Annotated in this window: 26 protein-coding genes; 25 read left to right on the forward strand and 1 reads right to left on the reverse strand. The window is 33.4% G+C overall.

All coding sequences use genetic code 11. The annotated features are described in order from the left end of the window. Positions 1 to 70: 70 nt before the first annotated feature. From A8143_RS11095 to A8143_RS11165, 15 genes are all read left to right on the forward strand, one after another. Complete coding sequence (locus A8143_RS11095; protein WP_070138128.1) at positions 71 to 1,210, forward strand: site-specific integrase; 1,140 nt, start codon at positions 71 to 73, stop codon at positions 1,208 to 1,210. Between the two features lie 12 nt (positions 1,211 to 1,222). Continuing rightward, a complete protein-coding gene (locus tag A8143_RS11100; RefSeq protein ID WP_070138129.1) occupies positions 1,223 to 2,044 on the forward strand; it encodes a hypothetical protein in 822 nt (273 codons plus the stop codon). Between the two features lie 321 nt (positions 2,045 to 2,365). Then, positions 2,366 to 2,557 carry a helix-turn-helix transcriptional regulator gene (locus tag A8143_RS11105; protein ID WP_070138130.1) on the forward strand — a complete coding sequence of 64 codons (192 nt, stop codon included), beginning with the start codon at positions 2,366 to 2,368 and terminating at the stop codon, positions 2,555 to 2,557. Beyond that, positions 2,557 to 3,441, forward strand: a complete 885-nt coding sequence (locus A8143_RS11110; protein WP_070138131.1) for a nucleoside triphosphate pyrophosphohydrolase family protein — start codon at positions 2,557 to 2,559, stop codon at positions 3,439 to 3,441. Before A8143_RS11105 ends, A8143_RS11110 begins: the two co-directional genes overlap by 1 nt. A 2-nt stretch (positions 3,442 to 3,443) precedes the next feature. Continuing rightward, entirely contained in the window at positions 3,444 to 4,001 is a 558-nt protein-coding gene (locus A8143_RS11115; RefSeq protein ID WP_070138132.1) for a toll/interleukin-1 receptor domain-containing protein, read from the forward strand. Next, positions 3,998 to 5,197: a toll/interleukin-1 receptor domain-containing protein gene (locus A8143_RS11120; RefSeq protein ID WP_070138133.1), complete on the forward strand. Its 1,200-nt coding sequence runs from the start codon at positions 3,998 to 4,000 to the stop codon at positions 5,195 to 5,197. The genes A8143_RS11115 and A8143_RS11120 overlap by 4 nt, the downstream gene beginning before the upstream one ends. Then, complete coding sequence (locus A8143_RS11125; RefSeq protein WP_070138134.1) at positions 5,194 to 6,150, forward strand: hypothetical protein; 957 nt, start codon at positions 5,194 to 5,196, stop codon at positions 6,148 to 6,150. The genes A8143_RS11120 and A8143_RS11125 overlap by 4 nt, the downstream gene beginning before the upstream one ends. A 16-nt stretch (positions 6,151 to 6,166) precedes the next feature. Next, the gene (locus tag A8143_RS11130) at positions 6,167 to 7,153 is read left to right on the forward strand and encodes a nucleotide kinase domain-containing protein (protein WP_096348999.1); all 987 of its coding nucleotides are present in this window, start codon (positions 6,167 to 6,169) and stop codon (positions 7,151 to 7,153) included. A gap of 10 nt (positions 7,154 to 7,163) precedes the next feature. Next, positions 7,164 to 7,646 (forward strand): TIR domain-containing protein, encoded by a 483-nt coding sequence (locus A8143_RS11135; protein ID WP_070138136.1) that lies wholly within the window; start codon positions 7,164 to 7,166, stop codon positions 7,644 to 7,646. Then, positions 7,646 to 8,287, forward strand: a complete 642-nt coding sequence (locus A8143_RS11140; RefSeq protein WP_070138137.1) for an Nmad2 family putative nucleotide modification protein — start codon at positions 7,646 to 7,648, stop codon at positions 8,285 to 8,287. The genes A8143_RS11135 and A8143_RS11140 overlap by 1 nt, the downstream gene beginning before the upstream one ends. A gap of 224 nt (positions 8,288 to 8,511) precedes the next feature. Next, positions 8,512 to 9,336 (forward strand): helix-turn-helix domain-containing protein, encoded by an 825-nt coding sequence (locus A8143_RS11145; RefSeq protein ID WP_070138138.1) that lies wholly within the window; start codon positions 8,512 to 8,514, stop codon positions 9,334 to 9,336. A 125-nt stretch (positions 9,337 to 9,461) separates the two neighbouring features. Further along, positions 9,462 to 10,007 (forward strand): carboxymuconolactone decarboxylase family protein, encoded by a 546-nt coding sequence (locus tag A8143_RS11150; RefSeq protein ID WP_070138139.1) that lies wholly within the window; start codon positions 9,462 to 9,464, stop codon positions 10,005 to 10,007. Positions 10,008 to 10,073: 66 nt separating this feature from the next. Continuing rightward, a complete protein-coding gene (locus A8143_RS11155) occupies positions 10,074 to 10,535 on the forward strand; it encodes a carboxymuconolactone decarboxylase family protein (RefSeq protein ID WP_070138140.1) in 462 nt (153 codons plus the stop codon). A 1-nt stretch (position 10,536) separates the two neighbouring features. Next, on the forward strand, positions 10,537 to 10,935 hold the full coding sequence (locus A8143_RS11160; RefSeq protein WP_070138141.1) for a hypothetical protein: 399 nt from the start codon (positions 10,537 to 10,539) through the stop codon (positions 10,933 to 10,935). Positions 10,936 to 10,939: 4 nt separating this feature from the next. Continuing rightward, positions 10,940 to 12,349 carry an FAD-dependent oxidoreductase gene (locus A8143_RS11165; RefSeq protein ID WP_083261343.1) on the forward strand — a complete coding sequence of 470 codons (1,410 nt, stop codon included), beginning with the start codon at positions 10,940 to 10,942 and terminating at the stop codon, positions 12,347 to 12,349. A 128-nt stretch (positions 12,350 to 12,477) separates the two neighbouring features. On the opposite strand, the gene A8143_RS11170 is transcribed toward A8143_RS11165, so the two are convergent. Then, on the reverse strand, positions 12,478 to 13,173 hold the full coding sequence (locus tag A8143_RS11170; protein ID WP_070138142.1) for a hypothetical protein: 696 nt from the start codon (positions 13,171 to 13,173) through the stop codon (positions 12,478 to 12,480). 404 nt (positions 13,174 to 13,577) lie between these two features. On the opposite strand from A8143_RS11170, the gene A8143_RS11175 reads away from it, so the two are divergent. From A8143_RS11175 to msrB, 10 genes are all read left to right on the forward strand, one after another. Then, positions 13,578 to 14,063, forward strand: a complete 486-nt coding sequence (locus A8143_RS11175; RefSeq protein WP_070138143.1) for a peroxiredoxin family protein — start codon at positions 13,578 to 13,580, stop codon at positions 14,061 to 14,063. A gap of 2 nt (positions 14,064 to 14,065) precedes the next feature. Beyond that, complete coding sequence (locus A8143_RS11180) at positions 14,066 to 15,265, forward strand: bifunctional alpha/beta hydrolase/OsmC family protein (RefSeq protein WP_070138144.1); 1,200 nt, start codon at positions 14,066 to 14,068, stop codon at positions 15,263 to 15,265. After that, positions 15,258 to 15,539 (forward strand): GNAT family N-acetyltransferase, encoded by a 282-nt coding sequence (locus tag A8143_RS11185; RefSeq protein ID WP_070138145.1) that lies wholly within the window; start codon positions 15,258 to 15,260, stop codon positions 15,537 to 15,539. The genes A8143_RS11180 and A8143_RS11185 overlap by 8 nt, the downstream gene beginning before the upstream one ends. Before the next feature lie 110 nt (positions 15,540 to 15,649). Continuing rightward, positions 15,650 to 16,156 (forward strand): peptide-methionine (S)-S-oxide reductase MsrA, encoded by a 507-nt coding sequence (gene msrA / locus A8143_RS11190; RefSeq protein WP_070138146.1) that lies wholly within the window; start codon positions 15,650 to 15,652, stop codon positions 16,154 to 16,156. Positions 16,157 to 16,215: 59 nt separating this feature from the next. Then, positions 16,216 to 16,662, forward strand: a complete 447-nt coding sequence (locus A8143_RS11195) for a TlpA family protein disulfide reductase (RefSeq protein WP_070138147.1) — start codon at positions 16,216 to 16,218, stop codon at positions 16,660 to 16,662. Continuing rightward, the gene (locus tag A8143_RS11200) at positions 16,659 to 17,060 is read left to right on the forward strand and encodes a DoxX family protein (protein WP_070138148.1); all 402 of its coding nucleotides are present in this window, start codon (positions 16,659 to 16,661) and stop codon (positions 17,058 to 17,060) included. Before A8143_RS11195 ends, A8143_RS11200 begins: the two co-directional genes overlap by 4 nt. After that, positions 17,044 to 17,553, forward strand: a complete 510-nt coding sequence (locus A8143_RS11205; RefSeq protein ID WP_070138149.1) for a peptide-methionine (S)-S-oxide reductase — start codon at positions 17,044 to 17,046, stop codon at positions 17,551 to 17,553. Before A8143_RS11200 ends, A8143_RS11205 begins: the two co-directional genes overlap by 17 nt. Before the next feature lie 71 nt (positions 17,554 to 17,624). Continuing rightward, entirely contained in the window at positions 17,625 to 17,819 is a 195-nt protein-coding gene (locus A8143_RS11210) for a hypothetical protein (protein ID WP_070138150.1), read from the forward strand. Next, complete coding sequence (locus A8143_RS11215; RefSeq protein ID WP_070138151.1) at positions 17,812 to 18,087, forward strand: hypothetical protein; 276 nt, start codon at positions 17,812 to 17,814, stop codon at positions 18,085 to 18,087. The genes A8143_RS11210 and A8143_RS11215 overlap by 8 nt, the downstream gene beginning before the upstream one ends. Positions 18,088 to 18,097: 10 nt before the next feature. Further along, entirely contained in the window at positions 18,098 to 18,541 is a 444-nt protein-coding gene (msrB, locus tag A8143_RS11220) for a peptide-methionine (R)-S-oxide reductase MsrB (protein ID WP_070138152.1), read from the forward strand. The last annotated feature ends 15 nt before the right edge of the window (positions 18,542 to 18,556 follow it).

The raw sequence follows: 18,556 nt of genomic DNA on the forward strand, positions 1-18,556 counted from the left end.
AACACACAGTAAAAAATACTGTGTGTTTTTTTGTTATAAGTTTGTTACATTTTTGTTACTTTCGTAAATAATGCCGAATGTTCATCTAAGAGAAAGAAAATTAAAAGACGGAGTAGTTGGATTCTACTTGGACTACTATGTGAGTGGAACTCGCTACTATGAAACATTGGATATTAAAATTCGACCTGAGTACGATAAGAAAACTCAAAAAGCACTTAGAAACAAAGCAGAATCAATTCTTTTAAGTAAACGATCTGCGATTCTAGTCAATCAACACCCAGAAGTTTTTAAGAGAGATTTAGAACGTGGCAGAGGTAATTTCTTCATTTTGTTTGAAGAAATGAAAGAATTGCGTAAACAGACGTCTCCAAACACTTATAGCGTATGGGATAATGTAGAGAAATTACTTGAAAAGTTTCATGGTTCAAAACAGTTAGAATATCGACATGTGAATCTAAATTTCTGTCAACGATTTCTTGCGTTTTTAAGAAAGTACAAACACCCTACCAAAGGAACGTTCGCGAATAGCTCTATTCTTACCTATTACAGGAAGTTTCAAAGTGTAGTAAAAGAAGCTCATAAAATGGGCCTTATTAGAGAGGATTACTCTTCAATGGTTAAGCGTCCACCAAAGGATAAACGAGACGAGATAACACGAGATACTTTAACTATTAATGAGATAAAAGCTATCAAAGAAACGCCATTCTTTAACCCAGATATAAAAAATGCTTTTCTATTTGCTTGTTTTACAGGTTTAAGAGTTTCGGATTTACGCAGGTTAACGTGGAAAGATATTTCACTCATAAATAGTGCTGAAGGTGATAAAGATACTATTTACATTATAGAATTACAACAAAAGAAAACAAGAAAGCCAGTAGTGATCCCATTCACTCAGGATACGTTTGATTTGATAGGTAAGAAACGAGGATTAGACGAAGACAATGTTTTCACTATTCCTGATACAAGTGGATCAGCTAGTAGAACTGTACGTAGGTTGTTAGAACGTGTTGACTGTGACTCTCTAAAAAAGAAGAAAATCACTTTCCATTCGGCTCGACATACTTTTGCTACACTATGTGTAAATTCTTTTGGGGATATGTATGCTACCCAACGATTGATGGGACATCGATCAAGCAAGTCAACGGAAGGTTATGCACAAAAAGAAGTTTCCTCATTAGTCAAAGCGATCAAACAATTACCCTCATTATAAAACATTAAAACTATGACATTAGAACAAATTCAAGAACAAGCGGATGCACTATTTCAGGAGTTGAATCAACTTAAGGCCGTAGAAGAAATTCAAGACCATTTCAATGAATCATTTCGCGCAACTTGTATTAATAAACTCAACAACTTTTTTCAAAAAGCATCGCGTATTAATACTGGGGTTCAATACCATATCGTTGGTGTAAACAAAGGAAATACATATAAAAAAAGTATTGTAGTTTTTGACAAAGCCCCTTCCCCTATTGATGTCGAATTAGTGTGTACACATGAACATATTCATATCCCAAATTGGTTTAAACAGGTTTGTGAAAAGTATCTTGGAATCCATTTTTCACAAACAAATAACGACACAGCCTATTATGAATATTATTGGGTAATAAAGGAGGTTCAAGAGCTTAAGAGTCTAATGAAAAACTACCAAAGCGACAATGATGACATTTATCAAGTTCTAGAGCGTTATATTTTCTCATCTCAAAAAATGAATTTATTCGGAGAAGATATGAAAAGTCAATTCGCAGATATTGAATTAAAAGGACTTTTGATGATTTTGCTTGAAGATTTTGAATTGTACGGTTGGGACATTTCTAGCAATATTGGTACAGATAACAATGATCCTCGTTTTTTAAAAGTTTACATTGAAAAGAAAATTTACATAAATGTTCTTGAGGTTTTGAATGAACTACTTGAAAAACAAAATCTTGCGAAAGTTTATGAAATAATTCGTAATTCGATTCATAAAGCGAATCAAGAGTACCTAGGAGCAATCATTATAGGTGAAAAACCAAAAGTTCACTGGAATTTCACTGATGTTTACTAGTGTTGATTCAGTTTTTTATACCATTCAACTTGTATTAAATTTAAAACAAGTCGCTTTTCAAAATCTTCGTTTTTTCTTTTATAGAAGTGTGACTTAACACCTTGAATTTCCCTACCTATAAGAATATATGATAGGCTTGTATAAAACTCATTAGAGTTTCCCAAAATCACATCGACACTTAATTGACTGACTCAAATGTAAATAGATTACGTAGTGAGCATTTAAACTTGTACAAGTTTAAATAAAAACATCTGATATTATCCTATATTTTATCCTTATGCATTACTATATTTATCGACATGTTCATCAAAACTGAACATTATGAACCGTATAAAAGAAGTTTTAGAGGAAAAAGGAATCAAGCAAGTTTGGCTTTCTAAAAAGCTTAATAAAAGCTTTAGCATGGTGAACGACTATTGCAACAACAGGAGGCAACCAAGCCTTGAATTATTGTTCGATATCGCAAAGCTATTGGATGTGGAAGTAAAAGATTTGATAAAAGACAAAAAGTAATGGAATTTAAAGAATATCAGAAAAAAGCGAGTAAAACAATTCAGGATTATGCAAAAGCAAAAGAAGCAAGTGCACTGATTCCTTTCTTAGGATTAATTGGTGAAGCTGGATCTGTAATTTCTGAATTAAAGAAAAGTTTACGTGATGGTGAGTCCTATACTAATTACAACAATAAACTGAAAGAAGAGCTTGGTGATGTACTTTGGTATATAGCTACAATTGCCACACAATATGATATAAACCTTGAAGATGTTGCTTCGAGTAATTTGGATAAAATTATCGATCGCTTTGATAATTCCTCAACTTCAAATTTCATTACATATGATGAGTCATATCCAAAAGATGAACAATTTCCTAGAGAGTTTGAAGTTGTTTTTGAAGTGATTAATGATAATGGAAGAGAAAAGGTTCATATCATAGAAAAAAAGACGGGCAACCAATTAGGTGATGAAATAACTGACAATTCCCATCAAGATGATGGGTATCGCTTTCATGACATTTTTCACTTTGGCTATGTTGCTTTTTTAGGTTGGTCACCTGTTGTTCGCAAATTGATGGGGTTAAAGCGAAAAAGTGATGATAATATTGACGAGGTAGAAGACGGTGCTAGAGCAACAATTACTGAAGAACTTGTTAGCTTATACATCTATAACCACTCTTTAGATCATCAGTTGTTTAAATACAGTAGTAGTGTTGACACCGAGGTTCTAAAAACGATTCAAAAGCTAGTAAGTGGTATTGAAGTTAGTAGTTGCACTCAAAAGCAATGGGAAACGGCTATTATTAATTCTTATAAAGTCTATGATGAATTAAGGCAAAATAATGGAGGTAGGGTTTTGGTAAGTATTAAAAATAGAAAATTAATCTACCTAGGAAAAAATTAATTATGGAAGGGAGAAATAGAGCAGACAAAATCGATAAGTTATTTAGACTAATTTCTGAAGAGAAAGAGGATGACGTACCTTGTGTTTTCATAAGCTATCAAAGAAATGATGAGGATTTCGCAAAATCTGTAGCAAAATATATTAATGACCATCAAATCGATGTATTCTTTGATTTAGAAGATATTCATTTAAAGAAAAGCAATTCTCCAGAGGATGTTACTGATTCTATCAAAGCTGGTTTAAAGAAATCAAATTATATGATTGTAATAGTTTCTTCAACAACTGCTTCATCGCCATGGGTGCCTTTTGAAATTGGTTACGCATATGATCAAATGGCTGAAAAAATGAAAATTTTGAGAAACCGAAACTTACCAATTAAAAGTTTACCAGATTATTTAAAAACTAAAGAAATTTTGAATGGGTATTATTCTCTTAATACTTTTTTAAAAAATGTTCGTAATAGCTACAAGTTGTATGAGTCCAAGATTCAAAAAGGACAAAATATTAAAACCTTCAGTTCACTAACAAATCCTCTAAATAAATACCTAGAAAACTTATGAGTTACAAAAGTCCTTTAGCAATTTTTATTATTTGGCACCCTAGTTTCGAAGATGGGCAGAAGATAGCTGACTACTTGTACTCTGTTTTTTGCCGTGATTCTGATAAACCGTTAAATCGGACAATTGGAATACCTGTTTATTTCAGAAAGGTTAATTTTAAAGATACAAAATCTCCAAGAACAATCAACTATAGTGAATCAACTTTTAATGCCATAGTTCCATTAATAGATGATGATTTTGTGAACGATAAGAATTACAAAACTTATATTGAAGAGGTTCTTTCTTACTCATTAATAAGTAAAGGAAAGACTAAAGTATATCCTGTTGCAATTTCAAAAAACGCCTATGGCTTTTCAAAGAACCTAGGTCAAATAAATTTTTTACGGGCTGATAAAATCACGGGGGAAAAGGAGTGTCAAACACAAGATGAAAACAGTGTGTTTCGCTATTTAAGGCTCAATATAACACATGAGTTATGTCGATTAATGCTCAACATGAAGAAGGCGGTTGATGAGCAAGAATCCTTTGAACATTTACCCCCTCCAATAAAGCTGTTTATTAGTCACTCCAAACACGATGACTCTAAGTATGAGGCTATGAAGTTTAAGGATTTTATAAATTCTGAAACACAATTAAAAACTTTTTTTGACGCAAATGATATTTCATTTGGTTCAAATTTCGGAGATGAGATTAAAAGGGCTGTTGAAAATTCAGCCCTTGTTGCCTTCCAATCTGATAGTTATGCTGAGCGAGAGTGGTGTAGAATTGAAGTATTGACAGCCAAAAAACATGGGTGTCCAGTTGTAATCGTAAACGCAATTAAAAATGGTGAGAAAAGAACCTTCCCATATATGGGAAACTATCCCTCAATTCGATTAAAAGATAATTTCGAAGACATTATATGCTTGACTCTTGAACAAGTTCTCTACAATAAGTATACAGGGATGTTATTAGATGAAATTACCACTCTTTATGGTTTAAAGGCTGATTCTATACTTTCTACAACACCAGAACTTTATAGCTTTTTGCAATTGAAAGACCGCAAATTAGATGTTAGTAATAATTCAGAGTACAAATTAATTGTTTACCCTGACCCTCCTTTGGGAACAGAAGAAACAGAACTATTAATGAAAATGGATGAGTCTTATCATTTTGTAACTCCAACGACTATCCCGTCCTTAATATTGAAACAATGAAAGAACAAATTAACATATCTAATCGATCGGATGACAGCGGCTCAAAGAATGACATTGTTCTAAAAAATCAAGATCGACTAGCAAGACGATTTCTACTTAAAGATAAACGCATAGGCATATCAATTTCAGAATGTGAGGACTTGGAAGAATTAGGATTTGACATAAACCATCTTCGAGACGCAATGATTGAAACTGCAAAGTATGTATTATCGTTGGGTGGTTCTTTGGCTTATGGTGGAGATCTTAGGAATGGCGGATTTACAGAATTATTCTTTGATCTATTAAATTACTACAACATACCTGAATCAAATGAAGAGAGATTTTATAGTTATTTAGCTTGGCCTTTGAGTCTCAATTTAACTAAAAAACAACGTGCGGAATTAGCCTCAAAAGTGACATTTATTCCTGTTGATCCCCCAGCTGATATTGAAATAAAAGATTTGAATGAATTTTTACCTCCATCAAAGGGAAAGAACCAATATATCTGGACACGTTGCTTAACTGAGATGAGAGATAAAATGAATCTTTCGTGTGATGCAAGAATATTTATCGGAGGAAAAACATCTGGATTCAAAGGGAAATATCCAGGAGTTCTAGAAGAGTTTGTTCTCTCGTTGAAAAAGAAACAGCCAATTTTTTTGATAGGTGCATTTGGTGGAGTGACAATGCAAATAATTGAATCATTAGAAAATCGAGAGACCTCCATATTTAACCAGGATTATATGGCTGATAATGAAGATTATCAAGAATTAATTACATTATTCGAACAAAACTTTTCAGAGAATACTGTTAGTTATTCGAAGATCAAGGAAGAAATTAATAATCTTGGTTGGGATGGAATATCTAGTCTCAATGGTCTGACAGTATCTCAGAATAAACGATTAGCGACTACTCCACATATAAGTGAAATCATTTACCTAATCCTTCTAGGACTAACTCAAAAGTTTAGTTAGAACATTTATGCTTTTAATGGAGAGAAGAAATATAAAAAAAGATAGTGATGTCCTCGGTATTGGACTAAAGCCAACAATTGTATTTGATACATATTGGAAGTTCGCATTTGAACGACAAAACATATTCTTTAATAGACTTCAAAACAAACCAACATTAACTAATGATGTCATTCTGAAAGAATACAAGTTTACCAATGCATATAGGGTATTAGACCGAGTTAGTCAATATTTAATTTCTAATGTGATTTATTCATGTGACAATGACCCTAGAAATATTCTTTTCAGAATACTTGTGTACAAGGTTTTTAATAAAATAGAAACATGGGATTATTTAGAAAGTGAATTATGTCAAATCAGTTATCAATCTTTCGATTTTGACAAGTACGACAAAATTCTAACTAAGTTGTTAGACAATAAGGTTTCCATTTATTCGGCAGCATATATCATGGCTTCGGCAAAGTCAAAGTACGGTCAAGGGAGAAAACACCAAAATCATTTATTGATGATAAAAGAAATGATTGAGGATGGGTTAGCTGAAAAATTGATGAGAAGTAAAAACATGAAAGAGGGGTATGAGCTTTTGCTACGCTATCCTTCAATTGGAACATTTCTCGCTTATCAACTTATAACAGATGTTAATTATAGCGAACTCACAAATTATAATGAAATGGAATTTGTGAAAGCAGGCCCAGGAGCAATCGAAGGTATTCAAAAGTGTTTCAGTGACATTGGAGATAAGAGTTACGAAGATGTAATTAAGTACGTTACCAATACGCAAGAATATCATTTTGAGAGGTTAGGCTTAAATTTCCGCTATTTAAACGAAAGAAAATTACAACTTATTGATTGCCAAAACATTTTTTGTGAAGTTGCAAAATATTCAAGAGTTGCACACCCTGAATTTTCCGGATTAAATGGACGCAGAAGAATAAAGCAAAAGTATAAACCAAAAAGTAAGGAAATTCAGTATTGTTTCCCAAACAAATGGAATTTGGATATCTAATAATTTACATATGGCAGATACCAGTAATATATTTATAAGCCATTATGGCAAAGATGATCATCATGTCCAATCATTGAAAGAAAGATTAAAAGGTGGTGGATTTAATGTTAGAAACTTTTCTATTGATAGTACAAAGCATAAAGATGGTCGTAAACCTTCAGATGCCGTTGTAAAAAGACTATTAAATATAAGGATAAAGCAATCAAGTACCGTTATCTGTTTAATTGGTCCAGAAACGCATAATAGAAAGTGGGTTAATTATGAGATTCGAAAAGCCTACGCTGAAGGGAAAAGAATAGTAGGGGTATACACCCATGGGAATAAGGATAATGTCGAACTTCCAACAACTTTTAAAAGGTACGGATCAGCATTATTAGGTTGGAATTCGATTGATAAATTGGGAGATATAGTCAGTGGAAATAATTCCGATTTTGAAAATGAATCAGGAGGAGTAGCTTCTCCATTGTATAACATTAAAAGAATATCTTGCTGATGAAAATTTATAGTTACGTAGTCCATCATGATTTTGGTTTAGCTCCAAATCCTTTCGGTAAATACTGTACTTTAACCGTTTGTAAACCAAAGATTCGTAAAAGTAGCAATCTTGAAATTGGTGACTGGATAATTGGAACAGGTTCAAAGAATATAGAAGACACAACGGGTTTTAAGTGCTTAAATAGATTAATATATGCTATGAAAGTATCCGAAAAAATTCCAATGGAGGACTATTGGAATGCCCCAAGGTTTCAATATAAAAAACCTGTTGTCAACGGTAGTTTGGTAGCAATGTATGGTGATAATATTTACTATAAGAACTCAGACAACGATTGGTGTCAAGTAAATTCAGCACATTCACTTGATCATGGACAAAGAAATGAAGGCCATTTGGATACAGATGTAGGTGGAAAATATGCCTTAGTTTCGGAAGAGTTCTTTTATTTTGGTGATTCAGCTCCGATAATTCCTGAGGAATTTTCTGATTTTATTAAACCGGGTGTTGGTGAAAAAAAGATAACTGATGAAAAGGAAACATTAAAGTTTGTCCAATGGCTTGAATCCAATTTTGACACAGGGATTAACGGTGATCCAATAAATTGGCGGGAATATCAACAAACTGAAATTATTATTGAATAGTTGATTTGAAATGTAAATCGCTTCTAATTTCGAAATCTAATTTTCTTTTCAACTTGTTTCAGATCTGATACAAGTGTAACTAAATACACTATTTTACACTGGGTCAATTGATTAGAAAACTGATGTGGGAATTCATGTTTTATTTATGATTGAATCGGTATAAAAGTGAAACAAATTAATCAAATTTTGTACAACTAAACTATGTTTATACTTTTGTAGTAAAAATGACGTACGAGGGCGAAACTGGAGAATTCTTTGAGTTACAGAAGCTTGACAGCTTTGGCTTTGAAGGGCTCATCACTCAAAGGGATGAAACTTTAAAGATTATTTGGTTCAAAGAAAAGAGTCAATTGCTAATTGACAAAATCGAGTACAACTTTTCTGAAAATCAAATAATTTTTTTAACACAGTTTCATAATATAGAAGTGATTTCGCTCCAAAAAGCTGAGATTTTAAGCTTCAATAGACCATTTTATTGCGTTGTCGATCATGATAGTGAAGTGGGATGTAAGGGTGTGTTATTCTATGGTTCAGCTTCGGAAATTCCAATAATTAACTTGAGAAATGAAGACTTAGAAATCATGCAGACTGTATGGAAGTTGAGCAACTTGGAGTTTGAAATGAGAGATAGTCTACAACTTGAAATGCTCCAGATGATGCTCAAGCGTATTTTAATATTGTCTACCCGAATTTTAAAAAGAGATAGTTGTTTGCAAAAAATCACGAATGAACAAAACAACATAATCAGAGAGTTTAACTATCTAGTGGAAAAACACTTCCGTACAAAGCATAGTGTATCAGAATATGCTGAATTGCTTTACAAGTCTCCTAAAACCATTGCCAACACGTTTAAAAAATTGGGAGAAAAAAGCCCATTGCAGTTTATTCAGGAGAGGATTCTACTAGAAGCACGAAGAATGCTCTTTTACACAGATAAAGATGTGTCAGAAATCGGTTATGAACTAGGCTTTCAGGATGTGCAGAGTTTTAGTCGCTTTTTCAAAAAACAAGAAGGGAAATCTCCTACTGACTATAGAAGTAATTGCTAAATCAATAACGAAATATCATTTGAGGAAAAATTGCCAAGTTGAAGGGAATTCTCCCCTAACCTCATTCTGTTAGTATGCTTGATATTTGCATTGTAATTAATTATTAACATAAAAAACAAGCAATTATGACAACTACAGAAAACACATTCAGCGTACCAACAAAAGCAGAAGTTTCAGAAAAAAATCAGGCAACTTTTGATCAGCTAGAAAAGCAAATCGGCTTTGTACCCAACCTTTATGCCTACTACGCAAAAAACAACACGGCATTAAACGACTATCTAGCACTTCAAGGAAGAAAATCAACCCTACGAGCCAAAGAAAAAGAAGTGGTTAATCTTGTAACAAGCCAAATTAATGGTTGTCGTTATTGTCAATCTGCTCATACCGCTATTGGGAAAATGAACGGATTTAATGATGAGCAAATTCTTGAAATTAGAGGCGGAAAAGCAAGTTTCGATTCTAAGTTGGATGCTTTGGCAAAATTTACTGCTGCTGTAGTTAACAACAAGGCAAAAATCAGCAATGAAGCTAAAGAAGCATTTTTCAATGCAGGTTATAGTGAAGTCAATATGATTGATGTAGTAATTTTAATTGGAGATAAAATTATGAGCAACTATATCCACAACCTAACAGGCTTCGAAATTGACTTTCCAATTGCACCAGAATTATAATAATTACAAACAAAAAGTAAATCGGTAGAGTTTCTATCGGTTTACTTTTACTTAAACCATATAAATATGAGTGATATAAAATTCAAAAACACCCGATTCAATCCCGAGCAAACCCCATTTTTAGACTTAGCCAAACAAATGGCACAAGCATTTGGTTACACAGCTAATCTTGATACAGATCAAAAATTAGCACAGTTACTTCGTTTAAGAGTAGCTCAAAAAAATGAGTGTGCCTATTGTGTAATTCTGCATGCTAAAACAGCAAGAGAAGTTGGAATTAATGAAGGAAAAGTAGACAATATTTCTTCTTATTGGAATAGTGAGTTATACACGGATAAAGAAAAATCAGCATTACGATATACAGATGCTTTGTCGGTTGGTACACATCCTAATTTTCAAGAGGTACATGACGATTTAGCAAAACATTTTTCTGAAAAAGAAATAGCAGAAATAGCAGCCATTGTTATTAATATGAATTTATGGACTAGACTAAAATTGGCTCAAGGCGAAACACCTTATATCGGTTAATATGGATTGGTATATCCCCATTACAATAGTTCCGGGTATTGGAATGTTTGTGCTTTCAACAACATCTCAAATGATGAGTTTGAGTACAGAAATAGGTCAGCTGATTAAAGAATGTAAAAGTGATTTTCAACACCATATTGCTGACCTAAAAATTCTGCAACTTACTCGACTTACTCGTGCAGCCACACTTTTATACGTAGCTGCAGCACTATTTGTTCTGTCAGGAATTTGGGGAGCCATTAATCAAAACAGCGAATGGAGTGAGTGGATTCTGTTTGGGGGTGTTGCCTTAACCTTTATAGCTCTTGGTTTTTTAATTAGCTACAGCTACCACACTATAATTATTAGAAGAAAACAGCATAATCATACGCATGAAACAATGCTAAACAATAAAAAATAAACCTATGGAAGAAATTAAATTGTATGGAGCCGATTGGTGTCCAGATTGTAGAAGAGCTAAAGCATTCTTAAAAGAAAACAACGTTGAATATACTTTTATTGATGTAGATTTAGATGAATCCGCAACCAAAAAAGTAGAGTCCATCAATAACGGAAAACGAATTATCCCAACTTTAATCATTAATGGAAAAACGTATACAAATCCAGATAATGCGACGCTAGGTTCGGTATTGGGTGTAAACGAAGAAGGACGTGTTCAGTTATATGGTGCTGATTGGTGTCCTGATTGTAGAAGAGCAAAAAGATACTTGCAAGACAACGGTGTAAACTATCAATTTATTGATGTAGACGAACACGATTGGGCTACAAAAAAGGTAGAAGAAATTAATAAGGGTAAGCGCATAATCCCTACAGTTTTAATTGATAATCAACCCTACACCAACCCCGACAATGCAAAGCTTAAAGAATTACTAAAAATTGATGCGACTAAAGAAACCAAAATTTTTGACAGTATTATTATTGGAGGTGGAGCAGCTGGGCTAACTACTTCTATTTATGCCCAAAGAGATCGTTTTGATACGCTTATTTTGGAGAAAAAAACCATTGGAGGAAACGCTTTTTTAACTGAGAAAATTGAAAATTATCCTGGCTTTACCTCAATTTCAGGGCCAGCTTTGATGGATAAAATGGAAGAACAAGCCAAAACTTATGGCGCTACCATTAAAACAGGTCAAGAAGTAAGTAAAATTGAAAAAGAGGGCGAACTGTTTAAAATCACAACCAAAACAGACGCGTTTTTTGGAAAAACAGTGGTGCTTTCTACGGGTTCAACGTACAGAAGATTAGATATTCCTGGAGAAGAAGAATTAATTGGTGGAGGTGTACATTTTTGTGCTACTTGTGATGGTGCGTTTTACCGAGATCAAGAAATTATTGTTGTAGGTGGCGGTAATTCTGCATTAGAAGAAGGTATTTTCTTGTCAGGATTTACTAAAAAAGTAAAAATCATTAATAGGAACGATAGTTTTTCTGCATCCGAAACTTATGTAGAGAAACTGAAAACCATTGATAATATTGAACCTTATTATAATAAAGAATCTATTGAGTTCTTGGTTAACTCCGAAGGAAAATTTGATGGACTAAAGGTGAAAGACAAAAACTCAAATAAAGAAGAAGTAATCAAAGCAGATGGTGTGTTTATTTTCATTGGATTAATTCCAAATAATCAACCATTTAAAGGACTTGTAGAACTAAATGAACGAGGTTTTATAAAGTCAAGTGGATTAGCAGAAACATCTGTGCCTGGAATATTTGCAGCAGGAGATAATCGTGAAGGAGCAATTGCTCAAGTGGCGGCAGCAACAGGAGAAGGAGTTTTGGCAAGTTATGGCATCAGAGAATATTTAAAAAATTGATTTTTTAAACTCTCACAATATATAAAACAGCCCTATGGGGCTGCTTTTTTTGCTCTTTATTTTCTAAAAAATTACCCAATTAAACCACCAATTATAATTTCAAGACTTCAATTTTTCAAATAAAATATTTACAAATTTCCAAAAATTTTATTAGAAAAAACTACACTATCTTTTGTTTCATATTTTACTCTAAATACAGTTGGAGTTATCCCAAAATTTTGCCTTAATGTTGTTATTGCATATTGATTAGGAGGGAGGAAAATATCATTTTTTTTAGTCCCACAGTATAAGACAATTGGTTTCTCCAGTTCTATCCAATTGCCTAACGAGTCTTGAGCCTCAGTAACCATTGGCAAAAGTTCTCCATAACCAATTTTTAACGTGTCGAGGCTTAAGTTTTTTATAAAAATAGGATATGATTTTTTCTTTATTCGATATTCTGGGGTCTTATAGTATTCTCCGATAGGCATTGGAAAGCCAATCGTTTTTGATGTATCAATGAAAATACTAATATCGTTTTCATTAGGTATTCTATAGGGGCTGTACTCAAGTTGTTGTGGAATGTTTGAAATTTTGTAGGTAACCCTAATTGAATCTTTTAATGGTCCAATGTAAATCGGAGTGAACTGGGCTACTATACGGTTTATTAGTGTATCTAAAAAAAGTTGATTATCAAACCTATCTATTAGTACTATTTCTGGAAGAGATAAAGAAGAGTCCGTAGTAAGATTTCCATTAGATAATTTCTGCTTTTGCGAAATATCTTGACAGCTAGTTACAAAAAAAAATATTAATACACCTAAAAAAACCTTTTTAATACCCATAATGTTAAAATTATTCTACTCCCATTTTTTTTACTATATCCTGTAAGAAAAACTATACTTGGCCATGCGTTCAAATATATACAAATTCAGATTATACTCAAAATTCGGAACATATTACCTGCAACCAGCTAATATACAGTTGTTTGGTTGTAAACATAAAGCTAAAGAGGGTGTTGTTATTACAAATTGAAAAAGGAGTTTATTTGTCATTTTTTTTGAGGTTTTAACTCAAAAAAGATAAAGAAACGATATAATTAACTCAAAATTTGTGTTAGGTGAAATAAGTAGAACTCTAACTGGGAAAAATTGCCAATCGAGTGGGAAACTCGACCTAACAGCTACACACTAAACCAACTTAAATTTGTAGCATACAATTAACGAAATAAAAAAAGATAGGAAACAATATGAAACAAGAACAAGCTTCAATAAAAGCACCAGAATTACGAATAACCCAATGGATAGATGAAAGTGGAAAGGAATTAAAGAACCCTGTAAAGCTAGCAGACTACAGAGGTAAATTTAAGGTGATTTATGCTTTTCAACATTGGTGTCCGGGGTGTCACAAAGTAGGCCTGCCTTCTTTACAGAAAATGGTAAATGCTTTAGCGGGAAACGAAAACGTTAAGTTTTTAGCCATACAAACCGTTTTTGAAGGAGCGTCAAAAAACACTTTCGATAAAATTATTGAAACCCAAAAAGAATACGGTTTAAATATTCCATTTGGGCATGATGATGGCAGCCAGAACAATGAAAGCAGAAGCTCTACCATGACGGATTATCAAACAGGTGGTACACCATGGTTTATTTTTATTGATGAAAGTGACAATATAGTTTTCGCTGATTTTCATGTAAATACAGAAGCGGCAATTAATTTTTTAAAAACCAGATAATTATGAACACTGAAAAAATACAAATAGTAAATAGAAACGGAATTAAACTGAATACTTCAATTGATTTTCCCAATCATCAAAAACCAAAGCAATTTGCTCTTTTTGCACATTGTTTTACATGTACAAGTCAATTAAATGCTGTGCGAAATATTAGTCAAGCACTCAACAAAAAAGGCATTGCTGTTGTACGTTTTGATTTTACTGGTTTAGGGAAAAGTGAAGGGGAATTTACCGAAAGCCATTTTGAAGCCAATGTTGAAGATTTATTGGATGTAAATCAATTTCTAATTGAGAATTATCAAACTCCACAACTCATAATTGGTCATTCTTTAGGTGGGTCTGCGGCTATTGTTGCAGCGTCAAAGCTAGATAACATTAAAGCTGTAGTAACTATTGGTTCTCCCGCTGACATTCAGCATACAGCTCGCCATTTTGCAAGTCAAGCCGAGGATTTAAAAATAGGGGAACATACAGATGTTATTATTGCTGGACGTAAGTTTACCATTAGTGGTGAGTTTGTAGAAGGCTTTAAAAAACACAAATTATCGGAGACAATTAAATCTTTGAGAAAGCCAATTTTGGTAATGCATGCACCTTTTGATGAAATTGTAGGTATAAAAAATGCGCATGAAATTTATCACAATGCTTTACATCCAAAAAGCTTTGTGTCTTTAGATAGTGCGGATCATTTGCTTACCAAAAAAGAAGATAGTTTGTATGCCGGTGAAATGATAGCTTCTTGGTCAACAAGGTATATTGATTTGAAAGCTTTTGAAACACCCAATCCAGATACTCATCAATTGGTAGCACACCTCAATTTGGTGGAGGACAATTTTACGACAAGCATTAACACTAAAAACCATGGAATTATCGCTGATGAACCCAAAAAAGTTGGCGGTAATGATTTTGGAATGGCACCATTTGAGTTGGTTTCCGCTGGCTTGGCAGCTTGTACAGTTATGACCTTGAAATTGTATGCACAGCGTAAAGGCTGGGATCTTAATGAAGTTTACACCTATGTCAACCACAGCAAAGAAGTGATAGATGGCGAAAAGAAAGATGTTTTCTCTAAAACACTTGATTTTGTTGGCGATTTAGATGAAAAACAAAAAGAACGATTAAGACAAATTGCAGGTAAATGCCCTGTGCATAAAACCCTTCAGCAGTCATCAGAAATAAAAACAGAAATAAAAAATGGATAATAAGTTAACACATAACAAATTTGACAGACATTTTGAATTGTGTCTGAATAATAACGAAAAAGCCTATGTGAGCTATACAAAAAGTGGAAATCATCTCAACCTTGTTCATTCAGAAGTGCCTAGTCATTTAAGAGGTCAAGGAATAGGCAGAGAATTAGTATTAAAAACCTTTGATGCTATTCGGAATGAGAAATTGACCGCTACTGCTCACTGTTCGTATATCAGAGCGGTACGGCAACGAAATCCGCTATATGCAGATGTGATTAGCCTCTAACCAAAAAGGAATAAATGCCACTTTAAGAGGAGTAATAGCCTACAAGAAAGCACTTATAAGCGGGTAATTTTGTAATGTAAAATTAGTAAGTATTAAAAAGGAGAAATATTATGAAAAATGTAAAAAAAGCATACGTCGCAGGAGGTTGTTTCTGGGGTATGGAAGAATTATTCAGAGTAAGACCTGGAGTTATTGATACTGAAGTAGGTTATATCGGTGGTCAAAATGACAACCCTACTTATAGAAACCACCCCGGACATGCAGAGGGTATAGAAATCACTTATGACCCGAAAGTTACCAATTTTAAAGAAATATTAGATTACTTCTTTAGAATGCACGATCCAACAACTGTTGACAGACAAGGTAATGATAGAGGTTCAAGTTATAGATCGGCTATTTTCTTCCAAAATGAAGATGAAAAAAATGATGCCTTTGAGGTAATTGATTTGGTAAATAAATCGAACAAATGGCCAAATAAAGTAGCAACTACTTTAGAACCCTACTCAACTTTTTGGGCCGCAGAGCCTGAGCATCAGGATTATTTGCAAAAACACCCGAATGGATACACTTGTCATTTTGAAAGATTTAGTGATAGTTTCTTAAGTGACGCTGCATAAATTTAACAAACTCTGAAAGCTAGCTTAACCAGCTTTCAGAGTTATTAAAACCAATAAACATGACAACAATTCAAAAATTACAACCCTGGAACTTAGAAACTATAAACACCGATTTTGTTCCAAAGATTGAAGACTTTATAGGAAAACCATTATTGATACTCTTTTTCAACTTGAACTGTCCGGGATGCGTGGGAAGAGCAATTCCGTTTGCAAATAGAGTAGCTTTAGAGTACAAAGACAAAGTAAATGTTGTTGGTATACACAGCAATTTTGAAGGGCCAGAATTGTCGGATGAAGAGATTACGGATAAAATGAAATCATTATATGCCCGATTTCCCTTTTATAGAGATGCTGGATTAGCGAGCACCTTTTACACATACCAAGCAGGAGGAACACCACATTGGATTCTCTTAGATTCAGACGGGGCTATTGTACAAAATATTTTTGGGTCTGACCCCAATAGGGCTTTGCTTAGATTAGATTTAACCTTAAAAGAATTATTATGACACACAAAATATTACATTTAATTAGCTCGCTATTAATGTTTTTTTTCGGCATTATGAAAGTTATAGGAAGTGAAGCTAGCCGAAAAGGATTTGAACAGTTTAGTCCTAAAATTGGGATCGACCCTGAGTTTTTTATGTATTTTACTGGAACGCTTGAAGTTTTAGTAGCCGTTCTTCTTTTGGTATCAATTTTTGAGCTTAAGAAAAAAGTTGTTGTAGGCGTTTTTGCTCACCTGATGCTGTTTGGGACAATGTTTGGTGCCTTAATTACCGAAATATTTTTTAGAGACCAAGCTAAACTTGCACTCGTTATAATTGCAATTGTACTAGCTTGCATAGCATTGTATTATCTACGGTATAACATTTTAAAGTTTTCTAAAAATGAAAGAACTGGGTAAAGTAGGGTTTGGTGGCGGGTGTCATTGGTGTACTGAAGCAGTTTTTTCAGTTCTTAAAGGAGTTGAGAAAGTAGAACAAGGTTGGATAAAATCAACGCCACCTTATGATACGTTTTCAGAAGGAGTTATTGTTCACTATGATAACAAAATAATTTCACTCGAAGAGCTAATTGAAATTCATTTAAGTACACATTCTAGCACCTCTAATCATAGTATGCGTGCTAAGTATCGATCGGCAATTTATGTTTTTAATGATACCGATAGAAAACTAAGTGAAATAATATTGAACTCTGCTTGCATTAGTAACGAGAAGAATTACATCACTAAGGTATTTTCGCTCAAAGAGTTTAAAGTTAACCATGAACAATATTTGCAATACTATACAAAAAATAAAAATGCTCCATTTTGTAAAAATTACATAGAACCAAAATTAGGCTTAGTCAAATCGAAATTTCCATCGAACGTGTCAATTATATATGATGGGAAATTTTGATAATTCGAAATGTGGTTTGGCAAACTGCAATACGAATTGATTACACGATATTTGTATTATTCTTAATAAAAATGGAGCACATAGATAAAAATACTTACTTAAGCGATCCAAAACGATATGAAATAGTTTCTGGAGAAGTAAATGGAGCGCCACTTTGTCCTTATGGAAACAAATATAGGTGGGTTGTCATTGATAATAAAACTAAAGAATTTGTACGGTTGTCTCATACAGCCTTTAAAATTGCTAAAAATAAAAGTTATGAATAAAATTATTAATTGGATTAAAACTAAACTTACAAGTAAAACTGAAGAACAAATTACGCCAGAAGGTTATTGCCCAGCGTGTTGGGGGCGTCAGGAGTATGGTGGAGAGTTTTATGAAGCTGTGAAAAGAGAAGGTATTAATACCAACAATATTGACAGCAGAAAAGGTTGGATACAAGGCTATGTATCTAAAAATTTGACTGGAATTCAACTAAAAAAGAGTGATGACGGATATGTTTGTCCTAATTGCAATTTGAGTTATAAAAAATAAAAAGGAAATTATGTTAAACTGGAACGATGTTATAAAGTATACTAATCATGGTAATCCTACTCCACCTCGAAGAGTTGAAAAATCTGAAGATGAGTGGAGAAAGGTTTTAACAGCAGAGGAATTTCGTATAACACGAAATAAAGGTACAGAACCCGCCCACAGTTCTGAAATGTGCAGCTTGTTTGAACCAGGAAAATATAATTGCAAATGCTGCAATACTGCGTTATTTGATTCTAAAGGAAAATTTGAAAGTGGTACAGGTTGGCCAAGTTTTTCTGAACCCATAAATATTAATCACATAGCTTATCATAAAGATAGCAGTTTTGGTATGATTCGAGTAGAAACTACATGTAACATTTGTGACGCACATCTTGGTCATGTTTTTCCTGATGGCCCAGCACCAAGTGGTTTACGCTACTGTATTAATGCCCTAGCAATAAAAAAGGAGAACTAAGCACCTGGATAAAAA

Origin of the sequence: Crocinitomix algicola (genome assembly GCF_001661595.2) — a bacterium.
Taxonomy (GTDB): Bacteria; Bacteroidota; Bacteroidia; order Flavobacteriales_D; family Crocinitomicaceae; genus Crocinitomix; species Crocinitomix algicola.

Coding starts and splice junctions, on each gene's coding strand:
- A8143_RS11095 (WP_070138128.1), top strand. CDS start 71: ATGCCGAATGTTCATCTAAGAGAAAGAAAATTAAAAGACGGAGTAGTT.
- A8143_RS11100 (WP_070138129.1), top strand. CDS start 1,223: ATGACATTAGAACAAATTCAAGAACAAGCGGATGCACTATTTCAGGAG.
- A8143_RS11105 (WP_070138130.1), top strand. CDS start 2,366: ATGAACCGTATAAAAGAAGTTTTAGAGGAAAAAGGAATCAAGCAAGTT.
- A8143_RS11110 (WP_070138131.1), top strand. CDS start 2,557: ATGGAATTTAAAGAATATCAGAAAAAAGCGAGTAAAACAATTCAGGAT.
- A8143_RS11115 (WP_070138132.1), top strand. CDS start 3,444: ATGGAAGGGAGAAATAGAGCAGACAAAATCGATAAGTTATTTAGACTA.
- A8143_RS11120 (WP_070138133.1), top strand. CDS start 3,998: ATGAGTTACAAAAGTCCTTTAGCAATTTTTATTATTTGGCACCCTAGT.
- A8143_RS11125 (WP_070138134.1), top strand. CDS start 5,194: ATGAAAGAACAAATTAACATATCTAATCGATCGGATGACAGCGGCTCA.
- A8143_RS11130 (WP_096348999.1), top strand. CDS start 6,167: ATGGAGAGAAGAAATATAAAAAAAGATAGTGATGTCCTCGGTATTGGA.
- A8143_RS11135 (WP_070138136.1), top strand. CDS start 7,164: ATGGCAGATACCAGTAATATATTTATAAGCCATTATGGCAAAGATGAT.
- A8143_RS11140 (WP_070138137.1), top strand. CDS start 7,646: ATGAAAATTTATAGTTACGTAGTCCATCATGATTTTGGTTTAGCTCCA.
- A8143_RS11145 (WP_070138138.1), top strand. CDS start 8,512: ATGACGTACGAGGGCGAAACTGGAGAATTCTTTGAGTTACAGAAGCTT.
- A8143_RS11150 (WP_070138139.1), top strand. CDS start 9,462: ATGACAACTACAGAAAACACATTCAGCGTACCAACAAAAGCAGAAGTT.
- A8143_RS11155 (WP_070138140.1), top strand. CDS start 10,074: ATGAGTGATATAAAATTCAAAAACACCCGATTCAATCCCGAGCAAACC.
- A8143_RS11160 (WP_070138141.1), top strand. CDS start 10,537: ATGGATTGGTATATCCCCATTACAATAGTTCCGGGTATTGGAATGTTT.
- A8143_RS11165 (WP_083261343.1), top strand. CDS start 10,940: ATGGAAGAAATTAAATTGTATGGAGCCGATTGGTGTCCAGATTGTAGA.
- A8143_RS11170 (WP_070138142.1), bottom strand. CDS start 13,173: ATGGGTATTAAAAAGGTTTTTTTAGGTGTATTAATATTTTTTTTTGTA.
- A8143_RS11175 (WP_070138143.1), top strand. CDS start 13,578: ATGAAACAAGAACAAGCTTCAATAAAAGCACCAGAATTACGAATAACC.
- A8143_RS11180 (WP_070138144.1), top strand. CDS start 14,066: ATGAACACTGAAAAAATACAAATAGTAAATAGAAACGGAATTAAACTG.
- A8143_RS11185 (WP_070138145.1), top strand. CDS start 15,258: ATGGATAATAAGTTAACACATAACAAATTTGACAGACATTTTGAATTG.
- msrA (WP_070138146.1), top strand. CDS start 15,650: ATGAAAAATGTAAAAAAAGCATACGTCGCAGGAGGTTGTTTCTGGGGT.
- A8143_RS11195 (WP_070138147.1), top strand. CDS start 16,216: ATGACAACAATTCAAAAATTACAACCCTGGAACTTAGAAACTATAAAC.
- A8143_RS11200 (WP_070138148.1), top strand. CDS start 16,659: ATGACACACAAAATATTACATTTAATTAGCTCGCTATTAATGTTTTTT.
- A8143_RS11205 (WP_070138149.1), top strand. CDS start 17,044: ATGAAAGAACTGGGTAAAGTAGGGTTTGGTGGCGGGTGTCATTGGTGT.
- A8143_RS11210 (WP_070138150.1), top strand. CDS start 17,625: ATGGAGCACATAGATAAAAATACTTACTTAAGCGATCCAAAACGATAT.
- A8143_RS11215 (WP_070138151.1), top strand. CDS start 17,812: ATGAATAAAATTATTAATTGGATTAAAACTAAACTTACAAGTAAAACT.
- msrB (WP_070138152.1), top strand. CDS start 18,098: ATGTTAAACTGGAACGATGTTATAAAGTATACTAATCATGGTAATCCT.